The organism is Halorubrum sp. CSM-61 (assembly GCF_003781945.1).
Classification (GTDB): Archaea; Halobacteriota; Halobacteria; order Halobacteriales; family Haloferacaceae; genus Halorubrum.
Genome location: NZ_RJJW01000002.1, coordinates 489,672 through 506,550, shown reverse-complemented (window position 1 = coordinate 506,550; position 16,879 = coordinate 489,672). Strand labels below are relative to the sequence as shown.

The 16,879-nt window shown below is 64.0% G+C and carries 16 protein-coding genes and 1 pseudogene; 11 read left to right on the top strand and 6 right to left on the bottom strand.

Going from position 1 to position 16,879, the window contains the following annotated elements:
• Positions 1-217: 217 nt before the first annotated feature.
• Complete coding sequence (locus EDM04_RS05465) at positions 218-949, bottom strand: DUF5781 family protein (protein WP_123620131.1); 732 nt, start codon at positions 947-949, stop codon at positions 218-220.
• 81 nt (positions 950-1,030) lie between these two features.
• On the opposite strand from EDM04_RS05465, the gene EDM04_RS05460 reads away from it, so the two are divergent.
• The gene (locus tag EDM04_RS05460; protein WP_123620130.1) at positions 1,031-2,107 is read left to right on the top strand and encodes a hypothetical protein; all 1,077 of its coding nucleotides are present in this window, start codon (positions 1,031-1,033) and stop codon (positions 2,105-2,107) included.
• Between the two features lie 42 nt (positions 2,108-2,149).
• Here the strand turns inward: EDM04_RS05460 and EDM04_RS05455 are convergent, their stop codons facing one another.
• The gene (locus EDM04_RS05455; RefSeq protein ID WP_123620129.1) at positions 2,150-2,866 is read right to left on the bottom strand and encodes a queuosine precursor transporter; all 717 of its coding nucleotides are present in this window, start codon (positions 2,864-2,866) and stop codon (positions 2,150-2,152) included.
• The gene (locus tag EDM04_RS05450; RefSeq protein WP_123620128.1) at positions 2,859-3,068 is read right to left on the bottom strand and encodes a type II toxin-antitoxin system ParD family antitoxin; all 210 of its coding nucleotides are present in this window, start codon (positions 3,066-3,068) and stop codon (positions 2,859-2,861) included. The genes EDM04_RS05455 and EDM04_RS05450 overlap by 8 nt, the downstream gene beginning before the upstream one ends.
• 253 nt (positions 3,069-3,321) lie before the next feature.
• On the opposite strand from EDM04_RS05450, the gene EDM04_RS05445 reads away from it, so the two are divergent.
• The 9 genes and pseudogenes from EDM04_RS05445 (at position 3,322) to EDM04_RS18450 (ending at position 13,458) form a co-directional block, all read left to right on the top strand.
• Positions 3,322-3,630, top strand: a complete 309-nt coding sequence (locus tag EDM04_RS05445; protein ID WP_123620127.1) for a hypothetical protein — start codon at positions 3,322-3,324, stop codon at positions 3,628-3,630.
• Positions 3,631-4,242 carry a hypothetical protein gene (locus EDM04_RS05440; protein ID WP_241154855.1) on the top strand — a complete coding sequence of 204 codons (612 nt, stop codon included), beginning with the start codon at positions 3,631-3,633 and terminating at the stop codon, positions 4,240-4,242.
• A gap of 812 nt (positions 4,243-5,054) precedes the next feature.
• Positions 5,055-5,153: pseudogene (locus EDM04_RS19115) on the top strand (surface glycoprotein); the annotation flags it as partial.
• Between the two features lie 639 nt (positions 5,154-5,792).
• Positions 5,793-7,913, top strand: a complete 2,121-nt coding sequence (locus EDM04_RS05435; RefSeq protein ID WP_164471075.1) for a BGTF surface domain-containing protein — start codon at positions 5,793-5,795, stop codon at positions 7,911-7,913.
• A 1,155-nt stretch (positions 7,914-9,068) separates the two neighbouring features.
• Positions 9,069-12,044 carry a BGTF surface domain-containing protein gene (locus EDM04_RS05430; RefSeq protein ID WP_123620125.1) on the top strand — a complete coding sequence of 992 codons (2,976 nt, stop codon included), beginning with the start codon at positions 9,069-9,071 and terminating at the stop codon, positions 12,042-12,044.
• 211 nt (positions 12,045-12,255) lie between these two features.
• Positions 12,256-12,696 (top strand): PIN domain-containing protein, encoded by a 441-nt coding sequence (locus EDM04_RS05425; protein ID WP_164471090.1) that lies wholly within the window; start codon positions 12,256-12,258, stop codon positions 12,694-12,696.
• Positions 12,697-12,813: 117 nt separating this feature from the next.
• The gene (locus tag EDM04_RS05420) at positions 12,814-13,008 is read left to right on the top strand and encodes a hypothetical protein (protein ID WP_123620123.1); all 195 of its coding nucleotides are present in this window, start codon (positions 12,814-12,816) and stop codon (positions 13,006-13,008) included.
• Positions 13,001-13,294: a type II toxin-antitoxin system RelE/ParE family toxin gene (locus EDM04_RS05415; RefSeq protein ID WP_123620122.1), complete on the top strand. Its 294-nt coding sequence runs from the start codon at positions 13,001-13,003 to the stop codon at positions 13,292-13,294. The genes EDM04_RS05420 and EDM04_RS05415 overlap by 8 nt, the downstream gene beginning before the upstream one ends.
• Positions 13,291-13,458: a hypothetical protein gene (locus tag EDM04_RS18450; protein WP_164471089.1), complete on the top strand. Its 168-nt coding sequence runs from the start codon at positions 13,291-13,293 to the stop codon at positions 13,456-13,458. The genes EDM04_RS05415 and EDM04_RS18450 overlap by 4 nt, the downstream gene beginning before the upstream one ends.
• 12 nt (positions 13,459-13,470) lie before the next feature.
• Here the strand turns inward: EDM04_RS18450 and EDM04_RS05410 are convergent, their stop codons facing one another.
• Together EDM04_RS05410 and EDM04_RS05405 are read right to left on the bottom strand one after the other, a co-directional pair.
• Positions 13,471-13,926, bottom strand: coding sequence for a type II toxin-antitoxin system VapC family toxin (locus EDM04_RS05410; protein WP_123620121.1), 456 nt, complete (start codon positions 13,924-13,926; stop codon positions 13,471-13,473).
• Positions 13,923-14,276: a DeoR family transcriptional regulator gene (locus EDM04_RS05405; RefSeq protein ID WP_123620120.1), complete on the bottom strand. Its 354-nt coding sequence runs from the start codon at positions 14,274-14,276 to the stop codon at positions 13,923-13,925. The genes EDM04_RS05410 and EDM04_RS05405 overlap by 4 nt, the downstream gene beginning before the upstream one ends.
• Before the next feature lie 379 nt (positions 14,277-14,655).
• Here EDM04_RS05405 and EDM04_RS05395 point away from each other — a divergent pair, with 379 nt between their 5' ends.
• Complete coding sequence (locus EDM04_RS05395; RefSeq protein ID WP_123620119.1) at positions 14,656-15,246, top strand: 50S ribosomal protein L15e; 591 nt, start codon at positions 14,656-14,658, stop codon at positions 15,244-15,246.
• A 740-nt stretch (positions 15,247-15,986) separates the two neighbouring features.
• Here EDM04_RS05395 and EDM04_RS05390 read toward each other — a convergent pair.
• Positions 15,987-16,841 (bottom strand): S-adenosyl-l-methionine hydroxide adenosyltransferase family protein, encoded by an 855-nt coding sequence (locus EDM04_RS05390; RefSeq protein WP_123620118.1) that lies wholly within the window; start codon positions 16,839-16,841, stop codon positions 15,987-15,989.
• Positions 16,842-16,879: the final 38 nt, after the last annotated feature.

The following is a 16,879-nucleotide window of genomic DNA, read 5'->3' as shown; positions in this document are numbered from 1 at the left end:
TCAAGGAGCTTTCGCCGCTACTCCATCTTTTCACGCTGATTGCGGCGGTCGTAGCGTTCGTCAAGCAGTTCTCATCGACCGGCCGTTTCAGGCGAGAATATGTCTGAAGATTAGTGTTTCAACAAAAGCCGTTTATAAGTAACCGTAGCGGTCTGTCGACTCGTCGCTCATCAAACTCGGTCCGAAATTCGACTCTCCGCGCGGTCTCTCTTTCCTTTTAAACGGCGTACGCGCGGGCGGCCGCGACGAGCGCCTTCCGGTAGTCGCTCTCGGAGGGGTCGGGGCCGAGTTCGAGGAACCGACGCTTGAACGCGCCGACGTCGACGGCGTCGGTGTCGCTGCCGGCCGCGCGCGCCAGGTCGTAGATGCGGTGGTCCGGGCCGGCGATGTCGTGGCGCTCGACCAACGCGAGCGCGAACGCGGCGTTGACCGCGGTGATCTCCGGGTCCGCGCCGCCCGTGACCGGTTGGGTGCCGTCTCGGGAGACCTCGGGTCGGTCGGCGACGGCGGCCGCGAGCGTCGATTCGAGGAAGCCGAGGAGCTTGTCCGCGGGCGCGACCGAGAGTGTGATGTCGTCGGCGTAGATGTCCTTCATGTGGTTCGCGATCTGGTAGCAGTGCGCGAGCTTGCGGCGCTCCACCTGCTCGCCGGAGAGCCCGAGGTACAACGCCTCCTCCGTCGACTGGACGTGGGAGGCGTGGCCCTCCTCGTAGCGGGCCATGTGCGAGAGCTCGTGGACGGCGAGCTCGCGGGCCATCGCGCTGGTGGCGGCGCGCTTCGAGACGTTCAGGACGTGGTAGCCGTCGTAGTGGCCGGCCCACGTCCGCTCGTCGGGGTCCTCGCGCACCGTCACTCGGACGGGGTCGGCGAGGGAGCACTCGGTCTCGAACAGGTCGGCGGCGCCGAGAAACGGGTCGGGGGGAACGTCCCCCTGGACGCGGAGATCCATGCGTACATTTCACACGGGATAGTCGGGTAAGTCTCTTGCGCCCGTCGAAGCCTTTTGCCGCCGCGTCTCGAAGGTCGAGACATGAACGCGCGCGTCTACGCGGCGTACGACGACGGACTCCGGATCGTCGACCCCGAGACCGGATCGGTCTCGCTCCGGCTGGCGGACCGCGCGGTCGAGTGCCTCTCGGTCGCGTCGAGCGGTGGGGGTTCCGCCGACGAGGGCCCCGACTCCGAGGGCCTCGCCTCGGGGGACCCCGCCGACGCCCGAGTGCTCGCCGGGACCTTCGACGCCGGACTCTTCCGCTCGATCGACGGCGGGGAGACCTTCGAGCGCGTCGCGAGCGAGACGCTCGGTCCCGACGGCTCCGGGCCCGAGGCGGTCACCGCGGTCGCGACGAGCCCGCACGACCCCGACGTCGTCTGGATCGGCACGGAGCCCTCGCGGGTGTATCGATCGACGGACGGCGGCGACACCGTCGAGCGCGTCGGCGGGCTGACCGCGGTCCCCTCCGCGTCCGAGTGGTCGTTCCCGCCCCGCCCCGACACCCACCACGTCCGGTGGATCGAGCCCTGTCCGGCCGACCCGGACCGGTGGTTCGTGGGCGTGGAGGCCGGCGCGCTGGTCGTCACCCCGGACGCCGGGAAGACGTGGATCGATCGGCCCGAGGGCTCCCGGCGCGACAACCACGCGCTCGCGACGCACCCGGACGCCCCGGACCGAGTGTACTCGGCGGCGGGCGACGGGTTCGCGGAGAGCGGCGACCGCGGCGACTCGTGGCGGGCCGTCGGCCGCGAGGCGGGTCTCGACCACGGGTACGTCTGGGGGCTGGCGGTCGACCCCGCCGACCCGGAGACGGCGGTCGTGAGCGCGGCCTCGGGGGCGAGGGCGGCGCACAGCCGCGGCGAGGCGTACCTCTACCGGCGGACGACAGGAGACGGGTCGGCCCCGTCGCCCCGCTTCGAGCGTCTCGACGACCGAGAAATCCCGACCGGCGAGGGGACCTATCGGGCGGTCCTCGCGAGCGGGCGGGCGGACGGGGCGATTTGGGCGGTGCACAACGAGGGGGTCTACCGGACCGACGACGCCGGCGGATCGTTCGAGCGGATCCCCGCGGACCTGCCGGGATCGCCCGCGCGGGCGCTCGCGGTGAAGTGAGACGGAGCGGCAAGAAGCGAACCGGAACGTCCGGTTCCGGAGCTACTCCCGGACGAGGCCGACGACGAGGTAGACGATCGGCGTGTCGAGGACGGCGATCGCGAGCTTGAGGAGGTACTGGCCGAGGCCGAGCGCGAGGAGGACGTCCGCCGGGAGCGGATTCCCGACGCCGAGCAGGAACGGCGCGGCGTAGAACGCGACGCCGACGAAGATCGCGGTGTCGATCGCCTGACTGCTGGCGGTCGACGCGACGTTCCGGAGCCACAGCAGCTCCTCGCCGGTGCGGTCGCGGATCGCGTGGAAGACGAACACGTCCCAGTTCTGGCTCACGACGTACGCGAGCAGGCTCCCGGCGACGACGTTGGCCGCGGGGCCGAGGGCGGTGTCGAAGGCGGCGGCGACCTGAGGGTCGACGCCGGGCGCGGCGAGGGTGGACCAGACCAAGGCGAGCACGAGGAAGTTCGCCAGGAAGGCGACGTTGACGACGACCTGCGTGGCGCGGCGCCCGTACAGCTCGGCGTAGCAGTCGGACGCGAGGAACGTCAGCGCGTACGCGAGCGCGGCGCCCGGCAGCGTGATCTCGGGGCCGACGACCGGCAGCGCGAACGGGAGCGGGAGGGCGATCACTTTCGCGGCGGTGAGCTGCGCGGTGGCCAGGGCGACGGTGAAGAGGGTGATCAGCCCGACCGCGGCCACCGCGGAGCGATCGAGGGGATCCGCCGCGAAGGGGCCGTCGGCGCCCCCGGTCCGGCTACTCATCGCTCGCCTCGTCGCGAGCGGCGGGATCGGACCCGTCGTCGAGGCGGTCGTGGCGCGCGTCGATCTCGTCGAGCACGTCGAGCGTCTTGCGGATCGAGGCGCGAACGGCGTCGCTGCGGTTCACGAACTTCCCGTCGTCGCCGACGTGGTCGTCGAGGTCCTCGAGCAGCTCGCCCGGGATCTCGACGCTTATCTTGGGCATGTCGAGCCGGAGACGACGCGGGCGTATGAGTGTTATTATCCGAGTATTCGTCAGGGAGTATCTGTGTGGGTGTCGGTGTCAGTACAGTGGTCTGCACTGGGGTCTGTCCGCGAACGCGTCCACGCCTCGTGGACCACCGTCGAACCGTCTGCGTTCTCTTCACAAACTACATTCCGCTGTCCGATCGGAGTTGTACTGACGTGGATGGCGCGTCACAACACCTATGTCCGTAGCTGATGAAGAAGGAGTCACGATGGCGACGAACAACGACAAAATCCAGTTCCGGGGGGAAGCCGAAAAGGAGGCGTCACAGGTCGTCGATCAGATGCGTCTGGGAGGGATCAACATCAGCGAGCTCGCTCGACAGGGGCTTCAGGAGAAGCTTCGTGAGACACTTTCGGACGAGGAAAAGATCACGCTTCACCAGCGGTACAAGCAGGGAGAACTGTCCGAGGAGGCCGTCGAGATTCTTCTCGGTGACGCGCTCGAAGACATCGAGCGTGAGCGAGACGCCTTTACCGAGGCGACGGAGCTGGACAGGACCGGAGTTTTCCAGGAGTAGATGGCGGACGCTGCCGTGCGCCATCCGGTGATCGTCGATACGGACGCGTTGATCGCCGCCGCGAACACGAGTCTCTGGCCTTGTGTCACGGAGAATCCACAGCTGACGACGACGAACGTCTGTTTTCAGGAACTCAAGCGCCACGTCCGGGAGACATCCGAATACGCGCCTGACGGGACGAGAGAGCAGTGGCTTCACGAGGGGAGCAAGACCGCACTTGAGCCGTTCGACGACGATGCGAACCAGTCGTTCACGTCGATCTCGTGTGTTCCCCGGCCACACGGGGAGGACGCCGGAGAGACATCGGTACAGATCGAAATCGAACAGCACACGGAGCGGTATCGGTTCGCGATCTTGATGGACAAACACGGGCGTCGATCCATCAACCGAGCGTTCGCCGAGGCAGAAGCGACGGGCGGGAAGGCGGTCGCTCCCACGTTCCCGTTGTATCTGCTGCTCGATGGCGGGAAATGCACCGTCGAAGAATTTTGTCGGGCCTGTGGCGAGATGCTTCGGGGGGAAGGGTGGACGGGGTATCAGGCGATTCAGGCGGCGTGGGAAGCGATCCCGATCGATTGCTCGCAGTATCTCCCAACCGATCTGCGTTCGTGACTCACTCTCGGTCGCGGGCGGCGTCGATCTCGCTTCTCGCCCCCGCTCCGACCGGACCCGACACGCGGGCCGCGTTCGCGGCGTGTGCCTCTGCGGGTCGGTCTCTCTATCGTTCGCGGGCGAACGACCGTGTGCGTCGTCGACTCGACGCCCGAACTGCCGCGCGACCGCGGCATCCCGGCGTCGAGGGAGCGTGCGGCGCGGCCGGACGCAACCCCCTACCCTCGTCGGTGGTACGCCCGAGCGCGCCTAAGACCACCTACGCCACCGGGTGCCGTAAATATCCGGCGGCTGGGCGTCGGCGACGCACAGGGCCGGGCGGAGAACGCCACGGGACGAAGGGCCGCGGCCATAGCGGAGGTAGCCCGTTTCAGATCGCGCGGGAGCAGTTCGCGGTCGGCCACGGGTGTGAATCGGTGTGGATGACCTGTATCCGTATCAAAGAGACGTGTACGCCGTTCGTGAGGCCTTCCCTTCCGAAGTGTCTCATCAATCGTTTCAGATGATCGAAATACGTATACAGAGGCCCGTTGCCGCCCTGTATGCCGTCGATTCTCGATATCGAAATCTGGCGTCTGACGCTCCGAGCCGCCTATTTGGTACACTTTCGCACACGAGAATAGGCACAAAGTATTTACCAGCACCAGCGCGTGTTACGAGTGCAGTACCCCTATCCCAATCGCTGCAACGCGTGGTACGCAACTATCCACAGCCGAGTCCGGTGGCGCCCTCGACGTAGCGTCGGCTATCGACGGTCGGGCGAGAGGTGAGGGAGAAAGCTGCCAGCGCGGCGCAGACGAGACACAACAACAATGACAAACGATACAAACTATCGCGGAAAGGCCAGCGCGGTCTTTTTCGCAGCAATCATGGTCGTCTCCATGGTTGCGATCGGCTTTGCGGCCGCTCCGGCGGCTGCAGACGACTCGAGCATTACGCTCGACAATCCGGTAACCCAATCCGGAACCGTAAGTGGTACAGTCGATGCTACCGGGACAAACGCAGTTCAGGTTGCTATAGACTCTAACGGCAATGGCACCTTCGACTCTGGTGAGCCAAGTGCTACAGTCTCCGATCCCAGTAGCGACAACAGCTGGTCACTCGATGCTAGTGACCTTGATGAGGGCGAATACACCGTCTACGCATACGAAAATGCCTCGCTGAACGACGGTGACGATCTGGAAAATAATGCCGGGTCCGAGACCACTCTGACCATTGACGAAACGGGTGGCGACGAGCCGCGGAAGGCGACTCATTACGTGGATTCATCTGACACCGCTATCGTTGAGGTCGCTTACCCCAACGATATTGATGTCAGCGGATCCCCTGAAGTCGTGGTCGGCCTGAGCGACGGTACGACTGAGACGATCACCTCCGGCATCTCTGAGAATAACGCCGGCCAGCTTATCGTTGAGACTGGAGATGTCTACAACAACGTCGAGAACGTTTCGGTCCAGAGTGGTGTTACTGACACCGCTGGCAACGATGTGAGTGATGACGACTTCGATGTCACATTCGCGCCGAGCACGGTTGACACGACGGACGACTCTGTGAACTACGATGCGTTCTCTGGCGAAAACGTCGCGCTTGAAGGCGCCGTGAACGACGCGTTCGACATCGACGGTCCCAGTGTCAGCCGAACTCGTGGTACCGGTGCAAACAGCCAGGTCTACGTCGTTGACACTGATGACTTCGAGACTGGTGACTACAACATCACGAACGAGGCAGGTACCGAGACTGTTCTCGAAGTGAGCGACCTCGGCCTCGAGGTTGAGGTCGACGAAGAGGAGTTCGAGACGGACGAGGACGTGACCGCGACGGTCACCTCCGACACGATCAACCGCCCGGTCACGGTTGACCTGCTCGACTCCGACGGTGACGTGTACGATACGGTCACTGGCGAGATCGACTCGAACGGTGAGTTCGACGCCGACTTCGGTCAGGTTTCCGACGAGGACACCTACTCGATCGAAGTGACTGACGACGACTCCGGTGTCACTGCCACCTCCAGCGACTTCGACGTCGTCGAAGCTGGCGAGGGCGGCGTGCAGTTCGCTAACGGCTCGGTTGACGTCACGCAGGGTGATGTTGCCGAGATCACGGTCGAACTCGACGACGTCGAGTCCGGCTACGTCGTGATCGGCGACCAGGACGACGCGAATTACCAGGCGAACATCTCCGTGACTGACGGTGTTGACGACGCGGATGCTGACGGCGAAGTCACCATCCTCTTCAACACCTACCAGGCTGGTCAGACTAGCGGCACGATCGTCGAAGCCGAGAGCGATGACGACGAGGCTACGCTCGAAGACCAGAATAGCGATGCCCAAGAGCTCGGAACGATGCTCGATACGGGCGACTACGAGATGATCTCCGCTGCCGCGGACAACCCGGAGGACGCGTTCTCCAACGAGGACGACGTGTCCACGCTCCTCATCGAGGAGCGTACAGCGCCGGAGATGACGCTGTGGCGGACGAGCCCGTCCGGTGCTGAGAGTGTGAGCGACGCACTCGACGACGACGATGTCGATGTCGTCACCGCGATCAACGACTCGGTCAACAACGACGCTATCACGGAGACCGACTCGGTCGCACTCGACCCGGACGGTACGGACAGCGACGTGCTGGTTCACCAGGTTACCGCTCCCGGTCTTGAAGGCGCGCTCGAATCTGTCGGCGCGTCCGACAACACTGCGACGGAGAACCTGTACGAACTGCTGAACAACGGTAACAACCAGAACAACGCGTACGCGGCCGACCTCATCTTCGAGGAGCAGAACCCCGGCCGTAACGCAGAGGCGAAGACGATCAACGCGAGCGAGCTCGGACAGACCGCCTTCGAGAACGTCTTCACGGTTGCCTACGACGGGGAGACGGGCAACTACTACATCCTCGTCGACCAGGACAGCCTGAACGACGAAGCTGGTGAGGACTTCGAGGACGGCGACGAGTTCTCGGCTGAGTTCACGGTGCAGGACGAACGCCTCCTGCAGGGCTCGGCCAGCGGCTTCGATAACGCTGACGACCTCGAAGACGCCTACGAGACGGCGAACGCGACGTTCGACGTCGAAGAGGCCGAAGCAGAGTTCGATACGAACGACGACGATCTCATCGAGGCGCCGATGGGCGAGAATTCCTCGGTCACTGGCTCGACGAACGTCGCGCCCGGTACCGAGTTCGCAGTCCGCCTGCGCTCGACTGACGAGACCTCGCCGCGCTTCACGCTAACCGCAAACGAGGTTTCGACCGGCGCTAACGGCTCGTTCGAGGCCGCTCCGTTCGATCTGAGCGAACAGAGCGTCAACGACACCTTCGAGGCGACGTTCCGTCAGGCCGCCTTCGACGGCCAGGACGCCGTTGACGGTGTCATCGTCGAATCGGCCGGCAACGGAACCGACGGCAACGTCACTGACGGCGACGACGGCAACGTCACCGACGGTGACGACGGTGACGACGGCAACGTTACTGACGGTGAAGACGGCGACGACGGCAACGTCACCGACGGTGACGACGGTACCGACGACGGAACCGACGACGGTGAAGACGGAACCGACGACGGAACCGACGGCACCGACGGCGAAACCGAAGACGGTACGCCCGGCTTCGGTGCGCTCGTCGCCCTCGTCGCGCTCATCGCTGCCGCGCTCCTCGCGACACGGCGTCGCGAGTAACGCAGCAGCGATTCACACCACTCGCTAACCACCGGCCCTCACGGGTCGACTCCACGCGGCTTCTTTATCGCGTCACGCTTCGATCGGCGAGCGACAGTTGTACGCGTCGCTTCACTCGTGGACGACAGACAGAGTTACTCATCCCGAGAGCGCGGAGCTATTCAGACACGCATACACTGATCGGACAGTTGTCTAAGGCCGGCTGGAGCCTCCGGTATCCCTCGTGATCCTTCCCTTGACGACAAACCGTCGACAGAGAGGGTTCTCTGTCGGGATCGGGTTTCGAGTGCTACTGGTCTCAGGTCGCCGGCTGGATAGAATGACCGCATCAACGATGGCTCAATAGCCGGAGTTCGATAACGCCAACGAGCTAACAACCCGGACGCGGATCAGGCGATGATTCGGGTGAGTCGGAACGTGGCATCGAGCTCGATGTCGTGACGAACACGTCACCGTCACCGTCGGGATTGCGATCGGCATGGTCCCCGAGATAAGATGTGTTGGCGTACACGCGTTCGAGAGCGTCAGTTAATAGCGCGAGTCGCCGACGGTGACTACGTCTGGGAGGTCAGTAGTGGTGGGTGTCCGCACGCGGTGGGAGAGCTTTGACGGCGAGGACGGAAGCGAGCTCGGGTCGCTGTTCGTCCCCGCTAACGGTTTGAGCGAATCGGCTAGCTGAGAATCAGCTCGGGATAGCGTATCGAAGTGCCTCTGACAGCTGTTAATTCCCGCTTACAACTGTGAAAACGGGACGGGGACGACGCGTGACCCCTATCCAAGAAGTGTGTGCGTCGTCCACCGGGAGCTCCCGCCTGACTTTCTATCGTCTATACGTCTAAACGTTTCGGTGGGGTATATAGGAGAATAATAGTTCATTAAGCGGTATTTACGGTGTTCTTCCCAGACGCCATAATTGGAAGTCTAAGGCACTAAAACGGCTATCTTCTGGGGTTTAGAGCGTTAGTACGATACACAAAGTATTTATCAGAACCGATGTACGTTATGGATGCAGTACCCCCACCCCACATAATGCGTGGAAGCGAGTAACCCTGAGCCGAGTCCGGTGGCGCCCTCGACGCGGTGTCGGTCGATCGACGATCGGGCGACAGGTGACGGAGAAAGCTGCCAACGCGACGCAGACAACACACAACAACAATGACAAACGAAACTACTACACGCAAGAAGGTCAACGCGATCTTCTTCGCGGCGGTCATGGTCGTCTCCATGGTTGCCGTCGGCTTTGCGGCTGCTCCGGCAGCTGCACAAGCTAGCGGGACTTCAGGCGGGAATATTTCGCCTGATACCGCTGGCTCTGGAGAACAGTCTTATGACATCAATATCACCGTAGATGGTGTTGACAGCAGTAACGGCAATACAGACGCGAACGTTACGTTCAAGTTCGCAGATGAGTTCGATCTGTCCTCCGCCAGCCTAACTAACCAGGCTGTCGAGAGTACGGGTGCCGACACCAATACTACGAACGTCGATAGTAACCTTGACGCCTCGGCGAACACGGTTACCATCGAGTGGGACGACAACAATGGAATGGCTGGTGACAGCCTCAACGTCAGCTTCACGGCTGATCAGGTCTCTGTGACGGAAAGCGGTGATTTCGACGTTACCGCTGATGTGGACGCTAACGCAGACGGGACCTACGAAGAAACTGACCAGACCGTGGGCACGGTCTCGGCAGACGTGGATGCGCCTTCCATCCGGAAGGCAACTCATTACGAGAACGGTACCACAACTCCCGTTCTTGAGGTCTCCTTCAGCGAGGACGTCGACGTCTCCAGTGGTAGTGCCGATATCGGCCTGAGCAACGGAACCGTTGTTTCCGTGAGCGACATCTCCGGTACTGAAGCCGCTCCTGGACTAGTCCAAATCCCGACGACTACGGTTTACAACAACGTCGAAAACGTGTCCGTGTCTGATGTCACGGATACCTCTGGCAATGACGTGAGCAGTGACGCCGTAGATGTCACGTTCGCGCCAAGCGTCGTCACGACGTACGACGACAGCGGGAACTACGAAGCGTTCTCCGGTGAGAATGTTGCGCTCGAAAGCAACACCTCCGGTGATTCCTTCGACATTGACGGGCCTGGTGTCAGCCGGACCCGTGGTACTGGCGCGAACAGTCTCGTGTACGTCGTCGACACTGATGACTTCGAGACTGGTGACTACAACATCACGAACGACGCAGGTACTGAGACGACGCTCGAAGTGAGCAACCTCGGTCTCGAAGTTGAGGCCGACGAAGAGGAGTTCGAGACTGACGAGGACGTGACCGCGACGGTCACCTCCGACACGATCAACCGTGACGTCACGGTTGAGCTGCTCGACTCCGACGGTGACGTGTACGATACGGTCACCGGTGAGATCGACACGAACGGTGAGTTCGACGCCAACTTCGGTCAGGTTTCCGACGAGGACACCTACTCGATCGAAGTGACTGACGACAATTCCGGTATCACCGCCACCTCCAGCGACTTCGACGTCGTCGAAGCTGGCGAGGGCGGCGTGCAGTTCGCCGACGCCTCGTCTGAGGTTGTGCAGGGTGACGTCGCAGAGATCACGGTCGAACTCGAAGACGTCGAGTCCGGCTACGTCGTGATCGGCGACGCCGACGAAGCGAACTACCAGGCGAACATCTCCGTGACTGACGGTGTTGACGACGCGGATGCTGACGGCGAAGTCACCATCCTCTTCAACACCTACCAGGCTGGTCAGGCTAGCGGAACGATCGTCGAAGCAGCGAGCGACGACGACGAGGCTACGCTCGATAACCAGAGTAGCGACGCTCAGACGCTGGGCAAGATGCTCGACACGGGCGATTACGAGATTATCTCCGCTTCGGCGAGCAACGCGGAAGACGCGTTCTCCAACGAGGACGACGTGTCCACGCTCCTCATTGAGGAGCGCACGGCGCCCGAGATGGCGCTGTGGCGGACGAGCGGCGACGGCGCTGAGAGCGTGAGCGACGCGCTCGACGACGACGACGTTGACGTTGTCGATGCGATCAACAACGCGACTGGTGACACGATCACCGAGACCGAAACGATCGCGCTCGACACGTCGAGCAACCCGAGCGACAGCGACGTGCTCGTCCACCAGATTACCGCCCCTGGCGTCGAGGGAGCCCTCTCGAACGTCAGTGCGGACGGTGACGACGCCACGACGCAGCTGTACAACCTGCTCTCGACGAGCAACAATGGACTCAATGGTGTGTCCAACTCTGACAACGCGTCGAGTCTGGTGCTCGAAGAGCAGAACCCCGGCCGCAACGCCGACCCCAAGACGGTCGACGTGGCCGCGGATCTGACTGAGAGTCAGTTCACGAGCGCCTTCACGGTTGTCTACGACGGCGAGACGGACAACTACTACGTGCTCACCGACATCGACACTGTGAACTCTGTCGCCTCGGACACGTTCGAGGACGGCGACGAGTACCAGGTTGACTTCACGGTGCAGGACCAGCGTCTCCTGCGTGGTGCCGGCTCTACCTTCGACTCTGACGAGCTCGAAGACGCCTACGAGACAGCGAACGCGACGTTCGCCGTCGAAGAGGCCGAAGCAGAGTTCGACACGAACAACGACGATCTCGTCGAGGCGCCGCTGAGCGAGGAATCCTCGATCACCGGCACGACGAACGTCGCGCCCGGTACCGAGTTCGCAGTCCGCCTGCGCTCGGACCAGGACACCTCGCCGCGCTTCACGCTGACCGCCGACGAGATCGCGGTCAACGCTGACGGCTCGTTCGAGGCCGCTCCGTACGACCTGAGCTCGCAGAGCGTGAACGACACGTTCACGGCTTCGTTCCGTCAGGCTGCCTTCAGCGGCCAGGACGCCGTTGACGGTGTCATCGTCGAGCAGGTCGACGACGGTACCGAGGACGGCGAAGACGGTGAGGACGGCGAAGACGGTGAGGACGGTACCGACGACGGTGAGGACGGTACCGACGACGGCGAAGACGGAACCGACGACGGTGAGGACGGTTCCGACGACGGTGACGACGGATCCGACGGCGAAGACGGTGACGACGGCTCCGAAGACGGCACGCCCGGCTTCGGTGCGCTCGTCGCCCTCGTCGCCCTCATCGCGGCTGCGCTGCTCGCGACGCGGCGTAACGAGTAACGCGGCTGCGATTCACCACACTCGCTAACTACCGGCCCTCACGGGCCGACTCCTTGCGGTTTTCTTTATCGCGCTCCGCCTCGACCGATGAGCGACGGCGCTACGCGGCGCCGACCCGCGCGACGTGGTACCAGTTCATCGAGACCGAGACGCGGCGCTCGCGGCGCGGGACGCGCTTCGCCGTCGAGGACCTCGAGGAGAAGCGATCGTAGTGGTCGTCCTCGACACGAACTTCCTCATCGACCTCGACGCCAACAGACCGGAAGCGATCGACAAGGCACGAGCGATCGAGCGATCCGGGGCCCCGAGACGCGTGCCGCGGATCGTGGTCACCGAACTGTGGATCGCGGTCGGAAACGGAACGCAGACCGCTCACGACCGCGAGACGTTCGAACGGCTGATCGAGGGTCTCCCACGGGTCGACCTCACCGCTCCCGTCGCGAAGCGGGCCGGCGAGATCGAGGGACGGACGCAGTCCGCCGATCCGAACGGTATCGGCGTCGGCTTGGCTGACGCGATCGTCGCGGCGACGGCGATCGTGCTCGATGAACCCGTCGTGACGGACGACGAAACCGATTTCGTGAATCGGATACGGGTCCAGACCGAAACCGCTGATCTCGACGTCGATCTCTACGGATCGGCTTCCGAGTAGATCGGCTTCCGTGAATGGACAGGGGTCACCGCGGACGCGCTCCGTCCAGTTGTCGAGGGGTGAGTCCGTGCCACCCGAACTGTTAAGACTGTCAGCCCGATACGTCCGTACAGAGCTATGTCGGCGGACAAGCGTATCCCGGTGACCGAAGAGACGCGAAAGGAGCTCCACGAGCTGAAAGAGCCCGGCCAGACGTACGACGATCTGCTCAAACAGCTCGCGAAGCAGCGCCGCCGGGAGGACTTAGAAGAGCGCTTTCGGGAGCTAGAGGACGCGGACCGCGAGGAGCTGACTCCCCTCTCGGATGTCTGAGTACGAGGTCCTGCTCGGTGAGAGGGCCCGCGAGTTCCTCGATGTCGCCGACGAGAAGACTGAGCGGATCTGCACGGAGAACTTGGGGTACCTCGCAGCGGACCCGTACCCCGGTCGCGGCCGTGGAGACAAAGAGAAGCTCCCCATCGATGGCCGCCGCGACCGGTACCGGATGCATATCTCTCGAAGCTACACGGCCATCTATACGATCTTGGAGGACGAAAGCGAGGTGCGCGTGCTTGAGATCGTCCCCATCGATGAGGCCCACAAGCGGTACGGCTTTTGACGACTGACGACGAGACGCTTTCGGAGGCAGTCGATCGACTCCTGCGCGGCGTCTCGCTGCTCGATCTCGTCGACGGTGGCCGCGATCCCGAACGAGCCACCGTACGGAAGGGCGTGCTCGACCGAACCGCGCAAGCAGACGTGAACACTACCGGAGAGCGGTGACCCGAGTGCGTGTCACCCGATCGACACGGCTACATCCTCCGGAACGAGCGTGAACCCGAGCGTTCGAAAGTCGCGGTCGAACGCGAAGACGTGTTCGACGTCTCGCTCCGATGCGAGAACGCCGGTCGTGTGGTCCACGAAGGAGATCTCCTGATCGTCGTACGCTTCGAACTGTTCGGCAGCGGTCTCGAAGATGGCGTCATCCACCGAGACGACGTTGATACTCGCTGCGTCCCGGATCGCGTTCAGGGCGCGAACCGCGTCCCGGTGGCCGAGCTTGTAGAGCGCGAGGGTCGCGAACTCCGAAAGAACGAACTGCGACGTGAATATCGGTCGGTAGGCGACATCGCCGGAGCGGATGGCATCGAACAGTCGGGTGGCCGTTTGATGGTGGGCGTCGTCTTCGTCCGCCCACGCGTAGAACGCTCCCGTATCGACGAATGTCGGCGTCGCACCCGGATCGCTCATGCGGTTCCGTCGCCGTACAGGATCTCGTCGACACGTTCGGACACGTCGGACTCACCGGACGCGCCGGGCTCGAACTCCCAGAATCCGTCGTTCGGGTCGACCCCTCGTACGGGGTCATTCTCGTCTGCGATCCACCACACGACCCGCCCTGCCGTCTTTCGACTGGCGACGTGACCCTGTTCTTCGAGGCTGCGAAGCTTCCGTCGCGCTGTCTCCCGGGAGCAATCGAGGGTCTCGGCGACATCGCCCGAGGTGACCACCGGACCTGCGACCGACTCGAACACCCCGAGAACGTCGTCGAGCGTGACGGTCTCTGTGTATCGCCCGGCATCACCGCGCTCACGAGACATATGCGTTCGTTCGGTCTTTCATGAGAAAACCCTTTTGGCGAACGCCTCGTGGAGAACGCCACTCTTCACGATACACGGTCACGGAGTGATGGAGCCGCTGTGGTCGATATCTCGGTCGGCCCATCCGAGCTGATCGTCGAGTGCCACCCATCCCCACGCGAATGCCGTAGCGAAGCCGTTAAGGGCGAACCGCGGGAAGTACGAACAACTCGCTGGTGCGGACACAGCGGGCACTCGCCGCCGGGACCGGCTTCGACGTCGACGTCGACGTCGACGCCGACGCCGACGCCGACGCGACCGTCGCCGTCGACGCCGCGCCCCGGGACGAGACGACATGTGGCCGCTTCGCGGCTGAATCGCAACCGTCCGCGGACAACATATGGCACGAAGTTTCTACTCGCACATCAAGGAGGCGTGGCGGTCCCCCAAGGAGGGGAAACTGGCGGAGCTGCAGTGGCAGCGCAAACAGGAGTGGCGCGACGAGGGCGCCATCGAGCGCATCGAGCGCCCCACTCGGCTGGACAAGGCCCGCGAGCTGGGCTACAAGGCGAAGCAGGGCGTCGTCGTCGCCCGCGTGAGCGTCCGCAAGGGCGGCTCGCGCAAGCAGCGACACAAGGCCGGCCGTCGCTCGAAGCGCCAGGGCGTCAACCGCCTCTCGCGTCGCAAGTCGATCCAGCGCATCTCGGAGGAGCGCGCCTCGCGCAAGTACCGGAACCTCCGCGTGCTCAACTCCTACTGGGTCGGCGAGGACGGCTCCCAGAAGTGGCACGAAGTGATTCTGGTGGATCCGAACCACCCCGCGATCGAGAACGACGACGACCTCGGGTGGATCGCCTCGGACGACCACAAGGGGCGCGCCTACCGCGGGCTCACCTCCGCCGGCACGAAGGGCCGCGGCCAGCGCACGCGCGGGAAGGGCACGGAGAAGACCCGCCCGAGCGTCACCGGCAACGATCGGCAGGGCAAGTAACGCTCAGCCGACGGCGGTTCCGACCGACTTCTCTCGTTTATCAGTCGCCTAGTGACGACGTCGACGTAGCGCCGTTCATCGGTGAACGTGGGGTTGATTCACTGCGGGAGTGGGTATAGCACGTTTGTGAGGTAGTTGTTTATAAGTGGTCGAGTGGTGTTGCTGTCGGTTGTTTATAAGTGGTCGAGTGGCGTTGCTGTCGGTTGTTTATAAGTGGTCGAGTGGCGTTGCTGTCGGTTGTTTATAAGTGGTCGAGTGGCGTTGCTGTCGGTTGTTTATAAGTGGTCGACGGTGTTGCGGCGAAGACCTCTCGGGGATCGACGGTGAACACCTCCAAAGCCCCAGCCGCTGTGGGCGGCGCACGCTCGCTGCGCTCCTCGCTCGCGGTGCTCGCTGCGGTGCTTACGTCGCCTGCGCCGCCCACAGCGACTGCCCCTTTGARTCCCACCCGCACAGCACCGCAACCGCGCCTCACGCCTCCCCAGCCTCGTCGCTGGCGGCGATAGCCGCCAGCGACTCCCTCGCACCGTCGGTTCGCGGCCCTACGGGCCGCTCACCGGGGCGCGCCACCGCGTTGTTCTTTATAAGCGATCGTCGCCGTCGCTCACAGTCGGTTTAAACACTCACTCGCCACCACCGATCTGCAATACTCACTTCCGCTATCGCTCAAGAGGCGGTCCAAGACGAACGGTCGGATCGGTCGTGACCGCGTCTGAATGGCGGGTCCACCGACGCCGACGCTACAGACTCACGTTGTCGGCGACGATCCGCACCGCCTCTCCGGGCCGGAGGTCGAACGCGCCGTCGCCGCGCCCGTCGTTCACGTCGCACTCGACGTAGCCGTGGCTCCCGACGGTGACGAGCCGCTCGCCCGGTTCGACCGCGCCGAACGTCTCGGCGACCGGGGTGAGCTCCCCGTTGACCCGGACCCAGTCGCGGCCGCGGATCAGCTCGCCCGGGACGTTCGTGACGACGTTTCCGAACCGGTCGATCGCGAGCACCTCGCCCCCGACGGCGACCGGGTCGCCGGCGTCGTCGCGCTCGACGCTCGGCTCCGGGAGGGTGAGGTCGACCGGGTCGGTCGCCGGCGAGAGGTCGTCCGCGGCCGCGAGCGCCTCGGAGACGCCCTTGGGCGTCGTGGCCGAGCGAGCCTCGAGCGCCACCCGGATCCGCGCCGCGGCCGGCGCGAACACGTCGCGGCCGTGGAACGTCTCGCTCGCCGGCTCGTCGACGTCGATGACGAACGCCTCGACGTCCTCCTCGCTTTCGTCCACCCCGCTACTCCCTTTTCCCTCCCCCGCGAGCGCTCTGGCCGGGGGCATCGCGAGCCCGTTGTCGGGGGCGACGAGGACGTGCGAGCCGCCGCGGACGACCACGGCGTCGCGGTCGGTGCCGACGCCCGGATCGATCACCGCGCAGTGGACGGCCGGCGGGAACTCCGGGAGCACGAAGCGGAGCCAGAAGGCGGCCGCTCGCGGGTCGCCGCGCGGCAGGTCGTGAGCGACGTCGATCAGCTCGGCGTCGGTGTGGCGGCGGATGACGCCCTTCATCGCGGCGGGGTACGGCGAGCCGAAGTCGGAGGCGAGCGTGATCACGGCCGATCGGCGGTCCGGACGGCTCTTAAAAGGCGGGT